Source organism: Kineococcus sp. AC630, assembly GCF_979255925.1.
Genome location: NZ_CEEDMJ010000012.1, coordinates 133306 through 153631 on the forward strand (window position 1 = coordinate 133306; position 20326 = coordinate 153631).

A 20326-nucleotide genomic window follows, 5' to 3' on the forward strand; every position below is an offset into this window, starting at 1 on the left:
CGCACAGCCCTCCGCCTGCTCCGGACGAGCGGATAGGGTCCGCCACGTGCAGACACGCGAACTGAGCATCCCCGGCGCCTGGGAGATCACCCCCCGCCAGTTCGGCGACGACCGCGGAACGTTCATGGAGTGGTTCAAGGAACCCGCCTTCACCGCCGCGCTCGGCCACGGCCTGAACCTCGCCCAGGCGAACTGCTCCGTCTCGGCGGCCGGGGTCCTGCGCGGTGTGCACTACGCCGATGTCCCTCCGGGACAGGCGAAGTACGTGTTCTGCGCGGCCGGCGCGGTCCTCGACGTGATCGTCGACCTGCGGGTCGGATCACCGACGTTCGGGCGGTGGGACTCCGTCCTGCTCGACGACGTGGACCGCCGCGCGGTCTACCTCTCCGAGGGGCTCGGGCACGCGTTCCTCTCCCTCGCGGACGGCTCGACGGTCGTCTACCTGTGCTCGGAGGGCTACGCCCCCGACCGCGAGCACGGCATCCACCCGCTGGACCCGGACCTCGCCATCGCGTGGCCGACCGAAGGCCGCGACGGCCGTCCGCTGGAGCTGACGCTGTCCGGCAAGGACGAGCAGGCCCCCTCGCTGGCGCAGGCGCTGGCCGAGGGCGCCCTGCCCCGGGCCGACGTCGTCGCCGACCACGTCGCCGGACTGCGCGGCGAGGCGGTGGCCCGGTGACCGCCGAGCACCACGCGCAGCAGCCGCTGCGGGGGCTGCGGCTGGCCGTCCTCTTCCCCGGTGACGCCACCGACCCGACCGTGCGCTCGGGCACGCCCTACGGCGTGCTGCAGGGCCTGCGCGGCTGGGGGGTCGACGTCGTGCCCGTCGACGTCCGGCCCGGGGCGAAGGTCGAACGCTACGCGGCGGCCGCGCTGGCCCCGCTGCACCGCGGCGGCGGCGCCGGACGCCCGGCGCGCGAACGGTTCCAGCGCGGCTACAGCGCCGCCCTCGTCGGGGCGCACCTGGCCGCCGGGCGCACGGTCACCGGTCAGCGACGCCTCGACCGGCTCGAGGGCCTGCACGGCGTCGTCCAGCTCGGCGGCGGGTACGAGGTCCGGACGGCGCTGCCCCGGGTCGTCTACGACGACATGACCGTCGCGCAGGCGCTGCGCTACCCCTACGTCAACTGGGAGACGATGCGCCGCCGCGACGTCGACTCCCGCCTGGCGCTGCAGACCCGCGTCTACCGCTCCGCGACGACGTGCTGCATGACCAGCAGCTGGGCCGCGGACTCCGCCGAGCAGGACTACGGCGTCCCCGCCGAGCACGTCCGCGTCGTCGGGGCGGGGACCCACGAACAGCCCCGGACGCCGGCGCGCGAGCAGACGCCCCCGCGCTACCTCTTCGTCGGGCTGGACTTCACCCGCAAGAACGGACCGCGAGTGCTCGAGGCGTTCGCGCGGGTCCGGGCGGTGCACCCCGACGCGACCCTCGACGTCGTCGGCGGGCACCCGCCGATCTCGGCCCCCGGGGTGCGCACGCACGGGAGGATCCCGCGCCGGGAACCCGCCGGGCGGGCCCGCCTGCAGCAGTTGTTCGACGACGCCACCTGCTTCGTGATGCCGTCGCTGTACGAACCCGCAGGGGTCGTGTTCACCGAGGCCGCCGCCGCCGGACTGCCCAGCATCGGCGGTTCCAACGGGGGTTCCGCGGACTTCATCGGCGACGGTGGGGTCGTCGTGGAACCCACCGACACCGACGCCGTCCACGCGGCCATGCTGCGCTTCGCCGACCCCGTGGTGGCGGCCGGGACGGGCGCCCGGGCCGCGGCCCGCTCGCCGCTGTTCACGTGGTCGGCGCTGGCCGCCCGGTTGGTGCGCGGTCTGGAACTCGGCGGCCCGTTCGCCGCCGACGTGACCGACCTGCCCGACTTCCTGCCCCGTCACCCGCGGGCCGGCCACCCGGCCTGACCCGCGGGTCACGACGACGGGTCAGCGCGCGGTCTCCGCCACGATCTCCCGCAGCTGCGCCGCCCGGTCGTCCCAGGTGTTCGCCGCGGCGTAGGTCCGGCGTTCCGCGCGCGTCCGGGCGGGTTCCGCGAGCGCGGCCTCGACGAGCTTCGGCAGGTCGCGCGAGGGCAGCGAGAAGTGCACCAGCCCCTCCGGGAACTCCCCCAGCGCCGGGCAGCCCGTCGCCGCGATGGGGGTCCCGGCGCGCAGGTAGTCCCAGATCTTCAGCGGCGACGCGTACTGCTGCCACGGGTCGTCGACGTAGGGGACGGTGCTGCAGTCCAGCGCCTCGACCCAGGCGGGAACCTCCGTGTTCGGCACCGGCGGGAGCAGGTGGACGTTCGGGCGCCGCAGCAGGGCGTCGAGCTCCGCGCGGTCGATCCGTTGGCTGACCGGGCCGATGAGCAGGACGGAACCCCCGGGGTTCCGGTCGGCGACCTCGGCCAGCGCGGTGTGGTCCCAGCGTGAGTCGACCCGGCCGACGGCCCCGATCAGCGGCCGCGGGAAACGTTCCAGGGGTTCGGGAACCGACTGCGCCGCAGTCGATCCGAAACGTCCCGCGAGGGACCCGTGGCGCAGCAGGCGGGCCGTGACCCCCTCCTCGGCCAGTCGGGCGACCAGCCGCGTCGAGATCGCGCAGACCACGTCGGCGATCTCCCAGGTGCGTCGCTGGCGTTCGCGGATCACCTGCGCCGACAACCCCGTGAGGTGCGCACCGGCCTCCAGCCAGTCCTTGACGATGGCGACCTTCACCGCGCCGCGCGGGATCCAGGTGCTGTCGTCGAAGGCCGCCGCGGTCACCACGACGCCGACGTCGAGCCCGGCCGCCTTCACCGCACGCGCCACCTGCGCGCGTCGCCACGGCGCCGAGGCGCGGCGGACCAGGGCGTTCTCCTTCTTCGGCAGCGACGAGGTGCGCACGACCGTGACCTCACCCTCGGTCCGCGTCGGACGGGCCAGGAGTTCCACGACGCCGCGCACGGCCCGCACCCCGCGCCGGCGCCTCAGCACCGTCAGGACGCTGAACGCCGGGTCGACGAAGAGGACGCGGCCGTCGCGGCTCAACGCCTCGGCGAGGTAGTGCTCGGTGAGCCACGTCTCGTCCCAGGGACTGCTGCCGTAGAACACCACGTCCTGACCGCTCACCGGCCCACCTCCTGGGAGTTCACGACGGGTTCGGGGAGCTCGACGCTGCGCGGTCCCGACCGGGGGCGCAGACCGGTCGCGAGGTTCACCCCGACGAACAGGACACGCGCGGTGGAGTACGCCGCGACGTAGCGGAGCGTCGCGGCCGGGGTCGGGCGGAACTCCTTCGCCGCGGCCGGACGGGCCAGGCCCACCGCCCCGAGCCGGACGTGGGCCGCGGCGACACCGAGGAAGTGGCGACGGCCGCGGGAACGGGAGACGTCGACGTCGCGACGGCCCCGGGCCACCCGCAACGTCTTGCCGCACATCTCCTTCCACGTCGCGCGGGCCGGGTGGTCGACGACCGCGTCGTCGGCGTAGACCTGCTTCCCACCGCTGTGCGCGACCCGCTGGCCCCACTCCGCGTCACCGCGGGAGGCGAGGCGGGCGTCGAAACCCCCGACCTCGTCGAGGGTCGTGCGCCAGGTGAGGACGTTGGCGGTGACGGCGAAGTGCTGCTTGGCCAGGTAGTCGCGCTGCGGGAACGCGTGCGCCGCCTCGTAGACCTCCCAGGCCGTCACCGGGCGCCCCTCCCGGAACACCAGGTCGACGCGGCCGCCGACCATCGCGACGTCGGGCTGCGAACGCAGCGCGGCCACCCCTCGGGTGATCCAGTCCGGGTGCGGCCGGCAGTCGGCGTCGGTGAAGGCCACGACCTCCCCGCGGACGTGGGGCAGGGCGGCGTTGCGGGCGCGGTAGGAACCCGGAACCGGTTCGTGCAGCAACCGGACCCGGGGGTCGGGCGGCAACGCGGCGGCGACGTCCTCGGTGGAGGCGTTGTCGACGACGAGGACCTCGATCAGGTCGCCCGGGTAGTCCTGCGCGAGGAGGGCCTGCACGCAGGTGCGCAGGAGGGCGGTGCCGTCGTGCACGGGCACGACGACGGAGACCCTCGGGAGGCCCCCGGGGAGACGGCCGGGTTCGGAAGGGTCACGGGTCGTCTGATCGGGCGGGGTCACGGCGCGAGGATGCTACGCCAGGTCATCTGAGCGCAACGAAGCGTGTGCAACCATGCGGCGACGAGCGAGAGGAGCGACGACCCCGTGAACAGCTCGAACCCCAGGTCCACGAACATCCGGTCCGTGGACGTCATCGTCCCCACCAAGGACGATCCCCGGTTGATCGACTGCGTCCGCGCCGTCCTCGCGCAGGACCACCCGGCCGACGCCCTGCACGTGATCGTCGCCGACAACGGTTCCGCCCACCCGCAGCGCCAGGTCGCCGACCTCGACCCCCGGGTGGAGTTCCTCGTCGAGACCCGCCCCGGCTCCTACGCCGCGCGCAACGCGGCGCTCGCGGTGGCGAAGGGCGACGTGCTCGCCTTCACCGACTCCGACACCCTGCCCGACCCGGGGTGGATCTCGGGTGCGCTGCGGGCGATCGAGGCCGGCGCGAAGGTCGTCGCCGGCCGTGTCCGCGTCTACGCCCGCGACGACACCCGCCCGCACCCCGTCGAGGCCTTCGAGGTCGTCAACGCCTTCCGCCAGGACCGCACCGTCCCGCGGGGTTTCGCCGTCACCGCGAACATCGTCGTCCCGCGCGAGGTCCTCGACGTCGTCGGCCCGTTCAACGCCGACCTCCCCTCCGGCGGGGACGCCGAGTGGTGCGGCCGGGCCGTGGCCGCGGGTTTCCCCCTCACCTACGTCGACGACGCCGTCGTCGCCCACCCCGCGCGGGAGTCCTACGCCGAGGCGTGGAAGAAGCTGTGCCGGGTCCAGCACGGTCGGCAGTTGCGCGTCCGCGCGGGCGAGAACCCGCCGGGTGAGTTGTCGCTCAAGGCCTTCGCCCCCCCGATGGGGTCGGTCCTGCGGGCGCTCCGGGCCCGGGAGCTGTCGGGGCCCCGCAGTCGCGCGGCCTACGTCGTCGGGGCGTTCTACATGCGCTACGGACGGGCCGCGGCGGCGGTGAAGTACCGCTGAGCACCGCACCACGGGTGGACGCGGTGAGCATCGCCCGCGAGCGCCGTTCCCGTCGGCGCCGGCTCGGGTCGTTGCCGACGCTGGTGGTCGAGGCGCTGCGGTTGTGCTGGAGCGCCCGCCGCCGCGACCTGGTCCTGATCTTCGGCGTGCAGCTGCTGGGGTCGGCCCTGGTCGCGGTGCAGGTGCTGGTGGGGCGCGAGGCCCTGACCCGCGTCCTGGGCGGTGGGGGCGGCGCGGCGAACGTCGCGGCGAGCGGCGCGACGAGCGGCGCTGAAGGCGATCTGCTGCGGGCCGCCGCGGGCCCGCTGGTGACGCTGGCCGGGGTGAGCCTGCTCGCCGGGCTGGCGGGGGCGGTGCGCGGGCAGCGGATGCGGCTGCTCTCGGAGGCCGTGCAGCGCGCGGTCTGGGACCGGGTGCTGAACACCACGACCCGGGTGGGTCTCGACCGCTTCGACGACCCCGCGTTCTACGACCGGCTGCAACGGGTGACGACGAACGCCGTGTCGCGTCCGGTCGGTGTCGCGCAGGGCCTCGTGGGGATCCTCGGTGGTCTCGTGGGGTCGGTCGGGCTGGTGATCGCACTCTGGACGATCCAGCCCGTGCTGCTGCCGGTCCTGGTCCTCGCGGGGGTCCCGCTGCTCCTGCTCACCCGTCGCGGGGGACGCCTCGAGTTCGACTTCGCCGTCGGGCAGGCGACCGCCTACCGGGTCCGGACCTACGTGCGCTCCGCGCTGACGGGTCGCCGCGAGGCCAAGGAGGTGCGGGCCTACGACCTGGCCGGTGACCTCCGGGAGCGCTACGACGACCTGCTCGACCGCTACCAGCAGGACCTCACGGCCCACGTCGGGCGGCGGATGCGGTTGACGCTGCTCGCCCAGGTGCTCACCGCGGCGAGCGTCGTCGCGACGGTGGCGATCCTGCTGTGGCTGGTGGACTCGGGGCGGATGACGCTGGCCGACGCGGGGGCGGCCGGTGCGGCGGCCCCGTTGCTGGCGTCGCGGTTGCAGACGCTGGCGAGCGGCGTGGGGAACGTGCTGGAGTCGGGGTTGTTCCTGGACGACCTGCACGGGTTCCTGGAGCTGGGCGCCGAGGCCGCCCGCCCTCCGGGACCGGCGGCCGGTGCCTTCGAGGAACTGCGGGTCGACGACGTCGTGTTCGGCTACCCGCAGGGTGGCGGGCCGGCGCTGCAGGGGGTCTCGCTGTCGGTCCGGCGCGGTGAGGTCGTCGCCCTGGTGGGGGAGAACGGGTCGGGGAAGACGACGCTCTCGAAGCTGATCGCCGGGTTGCTGCGACCGGACTCCGGTGCGGTGCGCTGGAACGGCGAGGACGTCGCGGATCTGGACGAGACCTCGGTGCGCGACCAGATCGCGGTGGTGTTCCAGGACTTCGTGCAGTGGCAGTTCAGCGGGCAGGAGAACATCGCCGTGGGCCGGACCGGTCGCGGCGACGAGGCCTCCGCGGTGCCGGCGGCCGCCCGCCAGGCCGGTGCCGACGACCTGCTGCGGCGGCTGCCGGCGGGCTACGCGACGCCGCTGAGCGCGGAACTGCCCGGCGGGGTCGACCTCTCGCTCGGGCAGTGGCAGCGGGTGGCGCTGGCCCGGGCGTTCTACCGCGGGGCGGACCTGGTGATCCTCGACGAACCCACCGCCGCCCTCGACGCCCGCGCCGAGGCGGAACTCTTCGCCGGGATCCGCGAGCTGATGGCGGGGCGGACGGTCGTCCTCGTCTCGCACCGGTTCTCCAGCGTGCGCGAGGCCGACCGGATCGTGGTGCTGCGCGAGGGACGTGTCGACGACACCGGGACCCACGACGAGCTGCTGGCCCGGGGCGGGCTGTACGCGGAGCTGTACACGTTGCAGGCGCAGGCGTACCAGACGGAGGGTCTGCCCCCGGGGAGTGCGGGGCGTCACGCAGCGCAGTGAGGATCGCGCTGCCAGAGAGTCGTCCTGCACTTACTCTGTGCTCGTGAATGAACGGGGTCAGTCACTGGTCGCGGTCCGGGCGGACGAGCTGGCGTGGAACGAGGTCGACGACCAGATCGTCGTCCTCGACACCGCCACCTCCACCTACCACGCGGTGTCCGGAGCCGGGGTCACGCTGTGGCCGCTCCTGGTCGAGGGCACCACGCGGGCGGACCTGCTGGTCCGCCTGACCGACACCTTCGACGTCCCCGCCGACCGCGCCGAGGCCGACCTCGAGGCCTTCCTGGACTCCTGCGCCCCGCTGCTGCGGACGACCTGACGTGCACCCCACCCGTCGCGCGCTGCGTCGTACCGGGCGCCGGGTCGGCCGGCGACTGCGGCTGGCCAGCGGGGGTGGGCTGAGCGCGGCGTGGTGGGCCGACCGTTCGCTGCGCGAGGTGCGCAGGGTGCTGCCCGAGGACGGGTTGCGGACCCGGGTCGTCCCCCCGGAGGACCTGCCTCCCCGGGCCCTGGCCGCCGTCGAGGCCGTGCTGAGCCGGCGCGGGGCGACGTGCCTGCAGCGCTGTCTCGTCGTGCAGGCCTGGTTGACGGCCCACGGTGAGCACCACGAGATCGTCGTCGCCGCCTCGGTGGCGGACGGCTTCGCGGCGCACGCCTGGCTGGACGGGCACGACGAGGACGAGAGCGCGACCTACCGGGAACTGACGAGGGTCCCGGCCCTGCGGTGAGCTCCACCCCCGCCGAGGACCCCCTGCTGCGGTTGACCCCGCTGGAGAGCAGCTGGGGCATGCCCCTCGGGCCCCAGCCCGGGGTCGAGCCCCTGCCCCTGCTCCCCCGGACGACGTCGCAGGGTCCCTCGCCGCTGCGCACCGCGGTGGAGGCCGTCGTGCTGCCCGCCCTGCGGCGCAGCCCCTGCGTGGTCAGCTTCTCCGGCGGGCGCGACTCCTCCACCGTGCTCGCGGTGGCGACCTCGGTCGCCCGAAGGGAGGGGCTGCCCGACCCGGTCCCCTACTCCCACCGCTTCCCGGCCGTCGCGGACTCCCACGAGGACGACTGGCAGGAACTCGTCGTGCGCCACCTCGGTCTGGAGGAGTGGCAGCGCCCGACCTGGACCGACGAGCTCGACGTCCTGGGCCCGCACGCGCGCACCGTCCTGCGGCGCGACGGGGTGCTGTCCCCCTTCAACGGTCACCTGCACGAACCGGTCTTCGCCGCGGCCCGCGGCGGGTCGGTGCTCACCGGGATCGGCGGCGACGAGCTCTTCTCGCCGGTCTCGCGCTACCCCGTCGTGCGGGTCGCGGCCCGTCGTGCGCCGCTGCGGTGGCGCTCGCTGCCGAACCTCGCCTTCTCGGCCGCGGCCCCGAGGTCGTGGCGGGCCCGGCGCGGTGGCCGCCACCTCGACCTCGACTACGACTGGCTGCGCCCGGACACCGCGCGGGAACTGCGGCGGGCCAACGCCCTCGACGCCGCGGCGCAGCCGCTGCGCTGGGACGTCGCCGCCGCGACGTGGACGTGGCCCGGACGGGTCCTGCAACTCCCCCGCCGGGCCAAGCGGCGGATGGCGCAGGCCCACGACGTCGTCGTCGAGCACCCCTTCGCCGCGGCTCCCGTGCTGGCCGCGTCCGCGGCGACCTGGGGCTGGTCCGGCCCCCGCGGTCGCAGCGGGGAACTGCTCGCGCACTTCGGCGACCTGCTGCCGCGGGAACTCCTCACCCGCGAGACGAAGGCCGGGTTCAACGGGGCGTTCTGGGCCGGGCCGGCGGCCGAGTTCGCCCGGGGCTGGACCGGGGGCGGGGTCGACGCCGACCTCGTCGACCCGCAGGCGCTGCACGCGCAGTGGAGCTCACCGGCCCCGGACCTGCACACCCTCACCCTGCTGCAGCAGGCGTGGCTCGCCGCGCACCCCACCGGCTGAGTTCACGACCGAGGGTCTGCGCCGCCCGGTCGACCTCGGCGAAGCGCTGCGGACGCTGGAACCGCACCGTCGGCAGCGCCAGCAGCCGCAGCATCCCGCGCTGGTCGGCGGGCGGGAGCTTCAGCGCCAGACCCTCCAGCAGGACCGGCCACCGCTGGTCGAGGGGGACCTCGGTGACGGCGAGGTGGTCGCCCCAGGCCAGGTGGACGAGGCCCGCCAGCTCCAGGTCGTGGTCGAGGCGGTCGTCCCGGCCGCTGCCGGGCAGTTCCACCCGCCAGCGCTGGCGACGGCCCACGACGCCGATGTCCTCGCCGACCCCGTAGTGCTCGGCGGTGGGACGGCGCAGGTCGATGCAGCGCGGCCCGGGCAGTACCCGGGCGCCGTCGAGGACCAGGACGTCGTCGGTCACCAGCGGGTAGCCCGCACCCACCAGGGAGTACATCGCGGTGCTCTTGCCGGCTCCGCGTTCCCCCAGCACCGCCCAGACCCGTCCGTCGACGACGACCGCACCGGCGTGCAGGGCGATCCGGCCCGCCCAGTGGGCGACGGTGACGGCGGTGGAGGCCAGGTGGGGGTGCACGACCTCGAGGTCGGTGGGCAGGGTGCTCGCCCGGAACGTCGTCGTCGCGGACGCGCGGTCGATCTCGACGTCACCGCCGTCCATCCCCAGCACGGCCCGATGGGAGTCCACCGCGGTCTCCACGGGGGTCCGCCCCTCGACCCGGGTGCGCTCGATGCGCCAGAGGGTCTCGTCGCCACGGGCGGGGTGCAGCAGGTGCGCGGCCCCGCGCAGGTCGGGCAGGGCGAGTCCGTAGGCGACGGGCACCCCGGAGGTGGTGGTCATGGGAGAAGACAAGCAGCCCGTTCTCCCACGTGCCGCACCACCCGGGAAAGTCCCTACTCTCCGTTGAGATGATCTTGACGAAGAGTGCCCAAGGAGGACCCAGGTGCAGTAACGTTCGATCGACCGAGTGTCACGTTTCGGTCGCACCGCCATCGAGTACCGCTGGACCGCGACGCCTCAGGAGGGCAACCATGGCCGAGCACTACACCGCTCCGCGCCTCACGACGCTGGGGTCGCTCGCCGAGCTGACCCTGCAGAACAAGAAGTTCGGCACGCGCAGCGACGGTGACTTCCTCTGTGCGGACGACGGCAGCACCACCGCGCTCTACACCGTCTCCTGACGCCCACCCCTGAGGAGGACCCCGTGACCCAGCCCTACCAGGCCCCCGCCCTGACCACCCTCGGCTCGCTCGCCGACCTGACGCTCTCGGGCAAGCAGTTCGGGCAGAAGAGCGACGGCGACTTCCTCGCCGGCAAGCCCCTCTACTCCGTCTCCTCCTGCGACTGCCCGACCACGTCCTGAGCACCGACGCTCCGCGCAGCACCCGAGGTCCCCACCGCGTCCGCGCGGCGGGGACCTTCGTGCGTGACCGCCTGCGCGCCATCGCCGCCGATCCGTCCGGGGTCGAGACCGAGGTGCTCGCCGAGGTGGTGCACCGCCACCGGGTCGGGCCCTCCCTCGACCACCTGCTCAAGCACGCCGACGACGCCGCCGCCGTCGCGCACCTGCGCGCCGCGACCCGGCCGAGCGTGTTCGCCCAGGCCGGACGCCAGCTCCCGGTCCAGCTCGACCTGAAGCTCGTCGCCGAGGCCCTCACCGGCTTCCCCTGGGCCGTGCTCAAGGGCCCCGCGGTCGCGGCGACCGTCCACGCCGGCGCACCGCGGGAGTTCCACGACCTCGACGTCCTCGTCTCCCCCGCCGCCTTCGGCGACGCCCTGCGCGCGCTGGAGTCGATCGGCGCTCGCGCGATGGACCCCGACTGGGCCGGCATCCGCGCCGCCCGGGCCGGTGAGATCGCCGTCGCCCTGCCGCACGGCACCTTCCTCGACCTGCACTGGCACCTGGTGAACCGCCCCTCCCGTCGCCGGCGCTTCGCCGTCGACGTCGACGCGATGCTCGAGCGCACCCGCGAGGTCACCCTGCTCGGCACCCGGGCCCCCGTGCTCGACGCGACGGACCAGCTGCACCACCTCGCGCTGCACGCCTGCCTGTCCGGGGCGTGGCGGCTGCTGTGGTCCTACGACCTGCGCCTCGCGAGCTCCGGGGCCGACTGGGAACGACTCCGCGAGACCACCGCAGCGGCGGGTACCGGGCTCGCGGTCGCCCTCGCGCTGGCGAGAGCGCGGCAGCTGCTGGACGCGCCCGTCCCCCGACGGACGTTGCGCGCCCTCTCGGGGTCCTCGCCGTGGCTCGCGCTCGGCGCGGCGACGACGACGGTGCGCCCCCCGCACGTGGTCGGCGACGCGGCGCGCAACGGGGCGGTCCTCTACCAGAGCACAGCGGGGACAGGCCGGACCAGCGCGACCGTCCTGGTCTCGGAGGCTCGGCGGCGCCTCGCGCGATCGTCCGCTCCCCGCCCCGCCGTTCCGGCGGGACCGGCAGCGCTGAGCGACGTGGTCGACGCGGAACGCGAGGGCTACCTCCTCGATGTGGTGAACGACACCACTCGTTGAGGTCTTGCGGCAACGCACGGTAAGTTCCGTCGCGCCACACGCTGATGTCTGGTGGTCCGGCAACCGCAGGACCGAACCCGACTCGGCAGGAGGAGACCACGACGTGAGGAAGACGCGTCCGCACACGTTCCGGAGGCTCACCCGGTGAGCGCCACCCCGTCGCTGCGCACCAAGGCCGCCCACGGCGTTCTCTGGTCGGCGATCCAGATCTGGACGGTACGGGCCACCACGGCCGGGGCCTTCATCGTCATCGGCCGGCAGCTGCAGCCGGCGGAGTTCGGTCTCGTGGCGCTGGCGATGTCCGTGATCGGCGTCCTGACCCTGCTCAGCGACTCCGGCCTCGCCACGTTCATCGTCCGGCAGAAGGACCTGGACGAACGCACGCGGAGCACCGCCTTCTGGACGAGCATGGGCATCGCCGTCGTGCTCGCCGCCCTCCTGGCCCTGCTGGCGACCCCCGTGTCGGCGCTCTTCGGCACACCCGCCCTCGCGCCCGTGCTCAGGGTCCTGTCCCTGGGCGTCGTGCTGACCGGGTTGAACAGCGTGCCGACCGCGTTGCTCCGCCGCGAGATGCGGTTCAAGTCCCTCGCAGTGCGCGGAACGATCGCCACCGTGAGCGGGTCCGTCGTCGCGATCGTCCTCGCCCTGCTGGGCGCGGGCGTCTGGGCCCTCGTCGCGCAGTCCCTGCTGCGTGGTCTCATCAGCGTCGTCATCATCTGGACCTCGGCCCACTGGTTCCCGAAGCAGCTGCCCCACCCCGCGACGTCGCGCGCGATGCTCTCGTTCGGGACGAAGCTGCTGAGCATCGACCTGTTGATCCAGGCCCGCGACCGTGGTGAGGAGTTCGTCCTCGCGGGCATCTCCGGCGCCACGACGCTGGGCTACTGGTCGGTGGCGACGCGCCTGATGCGCATCATCCAGGAGACCGGTTCCTCGGTGATCAGCTCGGTCACGACGCCGACCTTCGCGAAGCTGCAGGACGACCGCCCGCGGCTCTACCGCGCGTACGAGACGAGCATGACGGCGGCGGGGATGGTCATGTTCCCCGCGATGCTGTTCCTGACCGTCACCAGCACCGAGCTCATCCCCTTCCTCCTCGGGAAGCAGTGGGCCACGACGGCGACGGTCGCGCAGATCACGACGTTGACCGCCGTCCTCGGGGTGTTCAGCTACTTCGACCGTCAGGTCGTCGTGGCGATCAACCGGCTCCGTCCCGAGATCGTCCTGGTCGCCGTCATCGTCGCGACCCACCTCGGGCTCACCGCCCTGACCGCCTCGCACGGCCTCGTCGCGGTCGCACTGGCCCTCTTCGCCCGAACCGCCGTGTTCCTGCCGATCCGTCAGATTGTGCTGCACCGCGTCGCCGGGGTCCCCTACCGCTGCCTGGTCCAGCCGATGCGTGTCCTGCTCGCCGCCCTGATCATGGCCGGGGTCGTGATGCTGGAGCTGCAGTTCACCGGCGGGCTGCCGACGTGGGCCAGCCTGCTCGTCGCGGCGGTGACGGCCGGCGTCGTCTACGTGGCGGCGCTGCTGCTGGTCGCCCGCCCGGTCGTGCGCGAGTTCGGCGGCGACCTGCGCCGCCTCCGTGGCGGCGGGCGCAAGAACGCCGCGTCCCCGCCCGAACCCGGCACCGTCGCCAACCCCGCGGGCGACGCCCCGGACGGCGAGACGCTGGAGACCAGCCTCGAGGAGAACTCCCCCGCCGGTGTCGCGGACGTTCGTGACGGGAAGCAGGTGTCGCGTGGCTGATCCCGTGGTGAACCCGGTGGTGAGCGTGGTCGTGCCCTGCCTGAACGTCGTCGACGTCGTCGACGCGCAGTTGAAGGCGCTGGCCCAGCAGGACCTCGGGGCGCCCTTCGAGGTCCTCCTCGCCGACAACGGCAGCAGCGACGGTCTGCGGGAGCGCGTCCCGGACTGGGCCCGGACCTTCGGGCTGGACCTGCACTGGGTGGACGCCTCTGCCGTCCGCGGGGTGTCCGCGGCCCGCAACGCCGGCCTGCGGGCCGCCCGCGCCGACCTCGTCGCCGTGTGCGACGCCGACGACGAAGTGGTCCCCGGGTGGTTGCGGGCCCTGGTCACGGCCGCCGCCGACGCGGCGGTGGTGGGCGGGGTGAACGAGACCACGCAGGTCAACGACGCGATCCGCACGACCTGGCGACCCGGTCCACCGGCGGGACGGCTCCCGACGAAGCTGGACTTCCTGCCCTACGCCGTCGGCTGCAACCTCGCCGTCCACCGCGACGCGGCCCTCGCCGTCGGCGGCTGGGACGAGACGTACGTGGCCGGCGGTGACGACGTCGACTTCAGCTGGCGGTTGCAGCTCGCGGGGCACGAGCTCGCGCTCGCCCCCGAGGCGGTCGTGCACTACCGCTACCGCACGGATCTGCGGGGCACCGCGCGTCAGTTCCGGCACTACGCACGCAGCGAAGCCCGACTGCTGCGTGACTTCCGCGAGCAGGGAGCCCGACCCAGCCGCCCCTCCCGCTCGGCGCGCGAGGCGAAGTGGCTGGTGCGCCACGCCCACCACCTCGCCCGCGACGAGGCTCAGCGCGGCCGGTGGATCTGCCGCGCCGCGACGCTGCTGGGACGTCTCGAAGGGGCCCGGACCTACCGCTGCTGGGTCGGCTGAGGCGTTGCGAGCGAGGCCAGGGCGGCCTCGACCCCGTCCCAGTCGGCGGCGAAGGCGCTGGTGGGGTCCTGAGCGGTCCAGGTGTCGTAGAGGGCCTGGATCTTCCCGAACTTGTCGTTGACGACGACGTGCGGGATCTGCAGGAGGGTGCAGAGCACGTGACCGTGCAGCCGGTCGGTGACGACCTGCTCCCCGCGCGAGAGCAGCGCGACCGCCCGGTCGAGGTTGGCCTGCGCGAGGCCGTGCAGCACGCGGCGGTTGACGGTGGCGAGGGCGCTCGAGGCGGTGCGCCGCTGCTGGGCGTTGACCCGCTTGCCGAGCCGGAGCATCAGGGCCGACCGACTCGTCGCGGGGGCCTGCAACCAGTCGAAGGTCTCGCCCGCCACGGTGTCGAGGGAGGCTTCCTTGTCGGTGCGCGCCTGCACCACCCGCGGCACGACGGCCGCGCGCCGCGGCAACGGTCCCAGCGCGAAGGCGAGGTCGGGGACGAGGTGCACGGGACAGTCGAAGTCGCGCACGGCGATCTCGTGGCTGCGCCGGTCGCGGACCAGCAGGGTGAAGGCACCGTGCTCGCCGACGGCGCGGCGCAGTTCCTCGCGGTGGGCCTCGTCCACGTACTCGATCGACTGCGGCAGCTGGACGAGGTCGCGGCCCCTGGTCTGCTCCAGGACACGGATCCGCAGCTTGTGGTGGGTCGGGTAGAGCCCGCCGAAGTTGCCCCCCGCCTGGATCACCATGAGGGAACCGGGGTCCACCAGGTGCGGTCGGAAGGAGACCCGGTCCAGGACGCGCACGACCGGCCGCTGCAGGTGCGCCGCGGCGGCCTCGAGACCGAGGTGCAACGCGGCGTCCCCGCAGTTGAAGTGCATGGGGTAGTCCAACGCCGTCCAGCGCGGCGCGTCGGGCAGCACCTCGCGCAGGGTGGAGAGCAACTGCTCCCGCAGGCCGTTGACGTGGGTGGCCGCGTCGGCGGTCATCGCGTTCCTCCGGAGAACTGGTCGGTGGTCTGCTCGGCCCGGTGGCGCAGCCGTTCGTAGAACTCCACGTGCGCCGCCGCGACGGCCGGCCACTCGTGGGCGGAGAGGTCCGGCGCCCCCGCACGAGGCAGCCGCCGCAGGGCGTCCTCGAGCACGGCCGTGGTCAGCTCGCCGTCGAAGGTCGTCAGCCACCCCGGTCCCACCTGCTCGGCGAGCTCGGTGAAGACGGGCGTGCGGGGGGCGAGGACGGGACGGCCGGCGCTGAGGCAGAGCAGCACGGACCCGGAGTTGAACACGGCCCGGAAGGGCAGCACGGCGAGGTCGCAGGCGGCGAGGACGGCGTCGACCCGCTCCTGCGGCAACCGCTCGAGCAGCAACGTGATCCGCGGGTCGAGCGCGGCGACCGCTTCCAGCCGGGACCGCAGCGCCGCGTCGTCGCACCCCCCGCCGACGACGAGGCGCAGGTCCTCGTCCGTGCTCGCGGTGACGGCGTCGACGAGGTCCTCGACCCCCTTGTAGGGCTTGATGCGACCGACGAGTCCGAGGACCCTGGCGTCCTGCGGCAGCCCCAGCCCGGAGCGGGCCGCCGAGCGGTCCGGGCGTCCGATGACGCCGGCGTAGGTCCCGTGCGCCACGACGGCCCGGGGTTTGCCGCGCAGCGCCGGGAACGCGGCCTCGGTGGGCTCGATCCCGCTGCGCGACAGCGAGATCCACCCGTCGACGAGTCGGGGGAAGACCTGCCACAGGAGGCGCTGCAGAGCCGGCCGCCGACCGTCGTGGGCCCGCAGGTTGTGGACCGTCCAGACGACCGGGACGCCTTGGCGGCGGGCGCTCACCAGGGCCGCGAAGAGGTTCTTGAGCCGCCGCAGCGTCCACTGCAGCTTCGCCGCGTTCAAGGGCATCTCGGGCCAGTGCACGTGCACGACGGAGGTGTCGTCGAACTCCCGGGTGCCCAGTTCCACCACCTCGACACCTTCGGAGCGCAACCCGGCGACGAGCATCGACAGGTAGGGGTTCACCATGTCGCGGTCGGGGGCGGGGTGGAGGTGGACCAGCAGCCGTGGCGTCACGGAGTTCCCTTCCCGGCCCGGGACGCGAGCACCCCGAGGACGACCATGAACACCAGCGTGGGCTGCTGGAACGACGTGAGGTCGCTGGTCAGCGAGCCCATGAGCACCACCGCGAGGACGGCGAGCAGCGCACGGTTCAGGCTGCGGTGCGCGGGGTCGGGGCCGATGAGGCTGCGGTCCCAGGCGACGCCCGCGGCCAGCAGGAACAGCGCGGCGAACACGAGGGTCCCGACCGCACCCCCGCCGATGATCGTGTTCAGCCAGGTGTTGTCCAGGTAGTTCCCGCCGGTGTCCGGGCGGTAGACGCCCATCCCCAGGCCGAGCGCCGGGTTCGCGCGGAACAACTGCTCGACCACGACGTAGTCGTCGAGGCGACCCGTGACGGAGTTGTCCTCCTGAGCGGTCGTGAAGATCTCCACCAGCGACTGCACGAGGGCCGGCGCGAGCACGAAGAAACCGACCACGGCGGCGGCCCCGACCAGCGCGGCGACGAACTTCTGGACCGCGGGCCAGATCGAGACCGCGACGACGAGGGCGATGACGACCCCGAGGACGGCGGTGCGCGAGACAGCCAGCGGCACCCCGACGACGAGCAGGACCGAGGCCAACGCGGACCAGCCGCGGGCGGTGCGGGTCACGGCGTAGCGGGCGTAGTGCAGGGCCAGCGGCAGGGCCGCGGTGGTGGCCAGCGAGAACTCGATGGGGTGCTCGCTGGTCCCCCGGGCCCGGGTGAAGTCCAGTCGGCTCAGTTCCCGCAGGGTCGCGGTGTTCTCGACGAGTCCGCTCATCCGCGCGATCGAGGCCCAGCTGGGGATGAGCCCGGCCATCCCGGCGAGCGCGACGAGGACGGAGAACGTGGCCCCGACGACGATCCAGCCGAGGATGCGGTCGACGTCGGCGCGGTCGCGCACGAGCATCCAGACGTAGAGCGCGACCCCGGCGGCCCCGAGCACCGCGATGAGCGAACGCAGCGCACCGGCGGACTGCCCCGCGTCCAGCGGGTGCATCACGGCGACGCCGTAGCTCCACGTCGCCGCGCCGAGGTAGAGCGCGATCGCGCCCCCGACCACGGACCAGCGCGGGACGTCGGTGTCGCTGCGGCGGCGGGAAGCGGCCACGAAGGTCAGGACGGCGAGCCCGAGGCAGACCAGCGAGAAGATGCGCGCCGGGCTGCCGTTGGAGCGCAACGGACCGGGGACCACGAAGTTGCCCGGGACGAGGAACGCGAAGGCGATGACGGCGACCGGCAGCCACGACACGCGCACCGGCCGGGGCCGGTGGGGGACGTGCCGCGTGGGGTCTGCGACGGTGCGGGCGACCGAGCGCCCGATCGTGGCCAGGCTCACGCGGGGATCAGGGACGGGGGCCGGCGGAGCTCGCGCGTTCGCGCGACTCACGGCTGGACCCGTTCGACTCGCGCACGTCGATGCGCGGTTCCGCGCCGGTGCTCCCGACCGCCGCGGGGTCCTCCGTGCTCAGCGGTGCGCCGTCGACGACCGCGGTCCCGGGGGTGGAGCTGCGCCCCGCCGCGCGGTCACGGCGGCGACGGATCGCCCCGACGATCCCGGAGAGGATCAGGTCGACCAGCACGATGGCGACGATCCCGGCGACGAGGCCGCCCAGGCCGACGGCGCCGACGGCGCGGGCCCGGTCGGGGTAGCTCTCGACCGGCCCGTTGACCGGGGTGGACTGGATGACGATGAAGAGCGCGTTGTCCGGCGCCTGGACGGCGTGCTGGACGTCGAGCAGGTTCTGCGCCGCGGCGCCGAGGGCCGCCTGCAGGACCGCTCCGCCCTGGTCGGGGGTCGCGGTGACGGCGGTGACGGTGAAGAAGGTCTTGCTGCCCGAGGTGCTCGAGGCCTCCGCGGCGCTGAACTGAGCGTCGGGGAAGGGAGCCATGAAGCCGGCCTGCAGGGAGTCGGTGTTCAGCGACGTCGAGATGGTCTGGGCCAGCGTCGTGGCGCCACCGGAGAGCGAGAACGGGTTGCTGGGGCCGGGCTGCGTCCCCTGCGGGAGCTCCGGCTTCGGCGTGGAGAGTGCGACGCTCGGCGTCACCAGGAACGTCGTGGACGTCTGGTACTCCGGCTCGGCCTGGTTCCAGGCGCCACGGGCGAAGTACACGACGACCGCAAGCACCACGATGGTCAGGTACCAGCGGTGCAGCAGCACCCTGGACAGCGATCCGATGGTCACAGGCGGTCTCCTCGGCCTCTCGAGCACACAGTTCCGGTCGGAGGGCCGTTCGGCCGGGAAGAGCGCGTCGTTCCGCCGAACGGCATCTCTGCTGGACGACGCAGAGCATTGCACAATCACCTGTCCGTAGCGAACATCCCCAGTGACTGGGCCGATCGGGCGTCCTCGGCGCCGTGGTTTGATGACGAGGTCCGCGCTCGAGAGGTGACCGTGCTCCCGCTCCCCCCGTCCCGTCCCCTGCGACTCCTCGGACCGGTGCTGGCCACGCTGGCCCTGGCCCTGACCGCCTGCTCCGGCGGCGCCTCCACGGACCGGTCCTCGACCTCGGAGGACCGCAACGCCGCCCAGCGCGAGCGCCTCACCCAGCAGGCCCGTGGGCTCGGCATCCCCGACGGCTACCCCGGGCCGCAGAACACCGGTGTCCCGCTGGGTACGGCGCTCACGGACTCGGGACCGGTCACGGCGGACCGGGACGGGCAGGTCGTGGAGAACCTGAACATCACCGGCTGCCTCTCCATCAAGGCCAGCAACGTGGTGGTGCGCAACGTGAAGCTGACGTGCGGGGGCAAGCAGCGCGCGATCGTCATCGAGGGGTCGCGCAAGGGGATCGTGATCGAGGACTCCGAGATCGACGGCGCCGGCACGACGGAGGTCGCGATCGGCTGGGGCGGCTACACGCTGCGCCGGGTGAACGTCCACGACGTCCAGGACGGCCCCCGGCTCGGTGGCGGCGTCACGATCGAGGACAGCTGGATCCACGACATGGTCCGCAAGGACGACTTCCACAGCGACGCCCTGCAGGCCAACGGCGGCACCGGGATCGTCGTCCGGCACAACACGTTGATGCCGACCGAGACCTCGACCGGCGACGTGCTGAACTCGGCGATCCAGCTGGGGGCGGAGGCGGACAGCGGCACGCTCTCCGACATCACGATCGAGGACAACTACCTCGACGGCGGCAACTACACGATCAACGTCCGCAGCGACGCCGGGATCTCGGGGATCGTGCTGCGCGACAACGTCTTCGGCACCTCGGCCCGGTACGGGCCGCTCATCGCCCCCGAGGAGAAGGTCGACGTCGACGACTCCAACAACCTCCGCGGGACCACGACGAAGATCAAGGAAGTCCAGCCCTGATTTCACCCGTTCGTCGTAGCCAGGCGACCCTGAGTGGCCTGACTGCTACGGTGCGCGCGTGAGCGATCGGGTGGGTTCCGCCGGCAGCGTCGTCATCCCGGCGCACGACGAGTCCGCGGTCATCGACCGCTGCCTGCAGCGCCTCGACCTCGCCCGCGGCGACCTCGAGGTGGTCGTCGTCGCCAACGCCTGCACGGACGACACCGCCGAACGCGCCCGCGCCCACGGTGTGACCGTCGTCGAGACCGACGTGCCCGGCAAGGCCAACGCCCTCGACCTCGGGGACGCGGCGGCCACGACCTTCCCCCGCGCCTACCTCGACGCCGACATCACCCTCGACGCCGACGACCTGCGCCGCGTGCTCGACGTGGTCCGCGACGGTCCGGCCCTGGCGGCCGCCCCGCGCCTGCACGTCGACGTCGCCCACTCCTCCCCGGTGGTGCGCGCGTACTACAAGGTGTGGACCGCGCTCCCCTACGTCACCGACGACCTCATCGGCTCCGGGGTCTACGTGCTGTCCGCGGCGGGACGCGCGCGCTTCGGCCGCTTCCCGGCCGCGACGGGCGACGACACCTTCGTGCGGTCCCTCTTCGCCCCCGGCGAGCGGGTCGGGGTCGCGGGGACGCGGTTCACCGTCCACCCGCCGCGCACGCTCGAGGCCCTGTTGGCGATCAAGACCCGGGCCCGCTTCAGCGTCGCCGAGCACGCCCAGACCTCCTCGAGCGGGTCGCAGGCCGCCCCGGCCTCGGCCGGTCGGCGCCTGCTCACCGCGCCCGCGGTGTGGCCGGCGGTCCCGGTCTACGCGGCGGTGGGACTGCTGACCCGGCTCCGCGCCCGCCGGCGGCTCGCCGCCGGTACGGACGTCGCCTGGGACCGCGACACGACCTCACGCCCCACGCCCACCGCCTGAC

At 73.6% G+C, this 20326-nt stretch carries 21 protein-coding genes; 14 read left to right on the forward strand and 7 right to left on the reverse strand.

What is annotated here, in order from left to right:
• Positions 1–46: 46 nt before the first annotated feature.
• On the forward strand, positions 47–679 hold the full coding sequence (locus AC0I8G_RS14390) for a dTDP-4-dehydrorhamnose 3,5-epimerase family protein (RefSeq protein ID WP_471730519.1): 633 nt from the start codon (positions 47–49) through the stop codon (positions 677–679).
• Entirely contained in the window at positions 676–1911 is a 1236-nt protein-coding gene (locus AC0I8G_RS14395) for a glycosyltransferase family 4 protein (protein ID WP_471730520.1), read from the forward strand. Before AC0I8G_RS14390 ends, AC0I8G_RS14395 begins: the two co-directional genes overlap by 4 nt.
• Before the next feature lie 21 nt (positions 1912–1932).
• On the opposite strand, the gene AC0I8G_RS14400 is transcribed toward AC0I8G_RS14395, so the two are convergent.
• Complete coding sequence (locus AC0I8G_RS14400) at positions 1933–3096, reverse strand: glycosyltransferase (RefSeq protein ID WP_471730521.1); 1164 nt, start codon at positions 3094–3096, stop codon at positions 1933–1935.
• Positions 3093–4094, reverse strand: coding sequence for a glycosyltransferase family 2 protein (locus AC0I8G_RS14405; protein WP_471730522.1), 1002 nt, complete (start codon positions 4092–4094; stop codon positions 3093–3095). Before AC0I8G_RS14405 ends, AC0I8G_RS14400 begins: the two co-directional genes overlap by 4 nt.
• A gap of 123 nt (positions 4095–4217) precedes the next feature.
• On the opposite strand from AC0I8G_RS14405, the gene AC0I8G_RS14410 reads away from it, so the two are divergent.
• Genes AC0I8G_RS14410 through AC0I8G_RS14430 form a run of 5 tightly spaced genes read left to right on the forward strand, consistent with a single transcriptional unit; the run spans position 4218 to position 8891 of the window.
• Entirely contained in the window at positions 4218–5054 is an 837-nt protein-coding gene (locus AC0I8G_RS14410; RefSeq protein ID WP_471730523.1) for a glycosyltransferase family 2 protein, read from the forward strand.
• A 23-nt stretch (positions 5055–5077) separates the two neighbouring features.
• Positions 5078–6976: an ABC transporter ATP-binding protein gene (locus AC0I8G_RS14415; RefSeq protein ID WP_471730524.1), complete on the forward strand. Its 1899-nt coding sequence runs from the start codon at positions 5078–5080 to the stop codon at positions 6974–6976.
• A gap of 43 nt (positions 6977–7019) precedes the next feature.
• Positions 7020–7295 carry a PqqD family protein gene (locus AC0I8G_RS14420; RefSeq protein WP_471730525.1) on the forward strand — a complete coding sequence of 92 codons (276 nt, stop codon included), beginning with the start codon at positions 7020–7022 and terminating at the stop codon, positions 7293–7295.
• Between the two features lies 1 nt (position 7296).
• A complete protein-coding gene (locus tag AC0I8G_RS14425) occupies positions 7297–7704 on the forward strand; it encodes a hypothetical protein (RefSeq protein ID WP_471730526.1) in 408 nt (135 codons plus the stop codon).
• Positions 7701–8891 carry an asparagine synthase-related protein gene (locus AC0I8G_RS14430; RefSeq protein WP_471730527.1) on the forward strand — a complete coding sequence of 397 codons (1191 nt, stop codon included), beginning with the start codon at positions 7701–7703 and terminating at the stop codon, positions 8889–8891. Before AC0I8G_RS14425 ends, AC0I8G_RS14430 begins: the two co-directional genes overlap by 4 nt.
• Here the strand turns inward: AC0I8G_RS14430 and AC0I8G_RS14435 are convergent.
• On the reverse strand, positions 8845–9735 hold the full coding sequence (locus AC0I8G_RS14435; RefSeq protein ID WP_471730528.1) for a hypothetical protein: 891 nt from the start codon (positions 9733–9735) through the stop codon (positions 8845–8847). The two genes, AC0I8G_RS14430 and AC0I8G_RS14435, sit on opposite strands and share 47 nt — an antisense overlap.
• Before the next feature lie 191 nt (positions 9736–9926).
• Between AC0I8G_RS14435 and AC0I8G_RS14440 the strand changes: the two genes are divergently transcribed.
• From AC0I8G_RS14440 to AC0I8G_RS14460, 5 genes are all read left to right on the forward strand, one after another.
• On the forward strand, positions 9927–10076 hold the full coding sequence (locus AC0I8G_RS14440) for a hypothetical protein (RefSeq protein WP_471730529.1): 150 nt from the start codon (positions 9927–9929) through the stop codon (positions 10074–10076).
• A gap of 23 nt (positions 10077–10099) precedes the next feature.
• Positions 10100–10258, forward strand: a complete 159-nt coding sequence (locus AC0I8G_RS14445) for a lasso RiPP family leader peptide-containing protein (protein WP_471730530.1) — start codon at positions 10100–10102, stop codon at positions 10256–10258.
• 59 nt (positions 10259–10317) lie between these two features.
• On the forward strand, positions 10318–11409 hold the full coding sequence (locus AC0I8G_RS14450; RefSeq protein ID WP_471730531.1) for a nucleotidyltransferase family protein: 1092 nt from the start codon (positions 10318–10320) through the stop codon (positions 11407–11409).
• 144 nt (positions 11410–11553) lie between these two features.
• Positions 11554–13158, forward strand: a complete 1605-nt coding sequence (locus AC0I8G_RS14455; RefSeq protein ID WP_471730532.1) for a lipopolysaccharide biosynthesis protein — start codon at positions 11554–11556, stop codon at positions 13156–13158.
• Positions 13151–14038: a glycosyltransferase family 2 protein gene (locus AC0I8G_RS14460; protein ID WP_471730533.1), complete on the forward strand. Its 888-nt coding sequence runs from the start codon at positions 13151–13153 to the stop codon at positions 14036–14038. The genes AC0I8G_RS14455 and AC0I8G_RS14460 overlap by 8 nt, the downstream gene beginning before the upstream one ends.
• Here the strand turns inward: AC0I8G_RS14460 and AC0I8G_RS14465 are convergent.
• From AC0I8G_RS14465 to AC0I8G_RS14480, 4 genes are read right to left on the reverse strand one after another with little or no spacing between them, the layout of a single operon-like run.
• Positions 14017–15015: a polysaccharide pyruvyl transferase family protein gene (locus AC0I8G_RS14465; protein ID WP_471730534.1), complete on the reverse strand. Its 999-nt coding sequence runs from the start codon at positions 15013–15015 to the stop codon at positions 14017–14019. The two genes, AC0I8G_RS14460 and AC0I8G_RS14465, sit on opposite strands and share 22 nt — an antisense overlap.
• On the reverse strand, positions 15012–16085 hold the full coding sequence (locus AC0I8G_RS14470) for a glycosyltransferase family 4 protein (RefSeq protein ID WP_471730535.1): 1074 nt from the start codon (positions 16083–16085) through the stop codon (positions 15012–15014). The genes AC0I8G_RS14465 and AC0I8G_RS14470 overlap by 4 nt, the downstream gene beginning before the upstream one ends.
• The gene (locus tag AC0I8G_RS14475) at positions 16082–17431 is read right to left on the reverse strand and encodes an O-antigen ligase family protein (protein WP_471730536.1); all 1350 of its coding nucleotides are present in this window, start codon (positions 17429–17431) and stop codon (positions 16082–16084) included. The genes AC0I8G_RS14470 and AC0I8G_RS14475 overlap by 4 nt, the downstream gene beginning before the upstream one ends.
• Before the next feature lie 7 nt (positions 17432–17438).
• On the reverse strand, positions 17439–18278 hold the full coding sequence (locus AC0I8G_RS14480; RefSeq protein ID WP_471730537.1) for a hypothetical protein: 840 nt from the start codon (positions 18276–18278) through the stop codon (positions 17439–17441).
• A 210-nt stretch (positions 18279–18488) separates the two neighbouring features.
• On the opposite strand from AC0I8G_RS14480, the gene AC0I8G_RS14485 reads away from it, so the two are divergent.
• Together AC0I8G_RS14485 and AC0I8G_RS14490 are read left to right on the forward strand one after the other, a co-directional pair.
• Complete coding sequence (locus tag AC0I8G_RS14485) at positions 18489–19415, forward strand: right-handed parallel beta-helix repeat-containing protein (protein WP_471730538.1); 927 nt, start codon at positions 18489–18491, stop codon at positions 19413–19415.
• A 58-nt stretch (positions 19416–19473) separates the two neighbouring features.
• Positions 19474–20325 (forward strand): glycosyltransferase, encoded by an 852-nt coding sequence (locus tag AC0I8G_RS14490; RefSeq protein WP_471730539.1) that lies wholly within the window; start codon positions 19474–19476, stop codon positions 20323–20325.
• Position 20326 lies beyond the last annotated feature (1 nt).

What these genes read in the sequence shown, in the direction of transcription:
- AC0I8G_RS14440 (WP_471730529.1), top strand. Translation starts at nt 9,927, where the DNA reads ATGGCCGAGCACTACACCGCTCCGCGCCTCACGACGCTGGGGTCGCTC.
- AC0I8G_RS14435 (WP_471730528.1), bottom strand. Translation starts at nt 9,735, where the DNA reads ATGACCACCACCTCCGGGGTGCCCGTCGCCTACGGACTCGCCCTGCCC.
- AC0I8G_RS14465 (WP_471730534.1), bottom strand. Translation starts at nt 15,015, where the DNA reads ATGACCGCCGACGCGGCCACCCACGTCAACGGCCTGCGGGAGCAGTTG.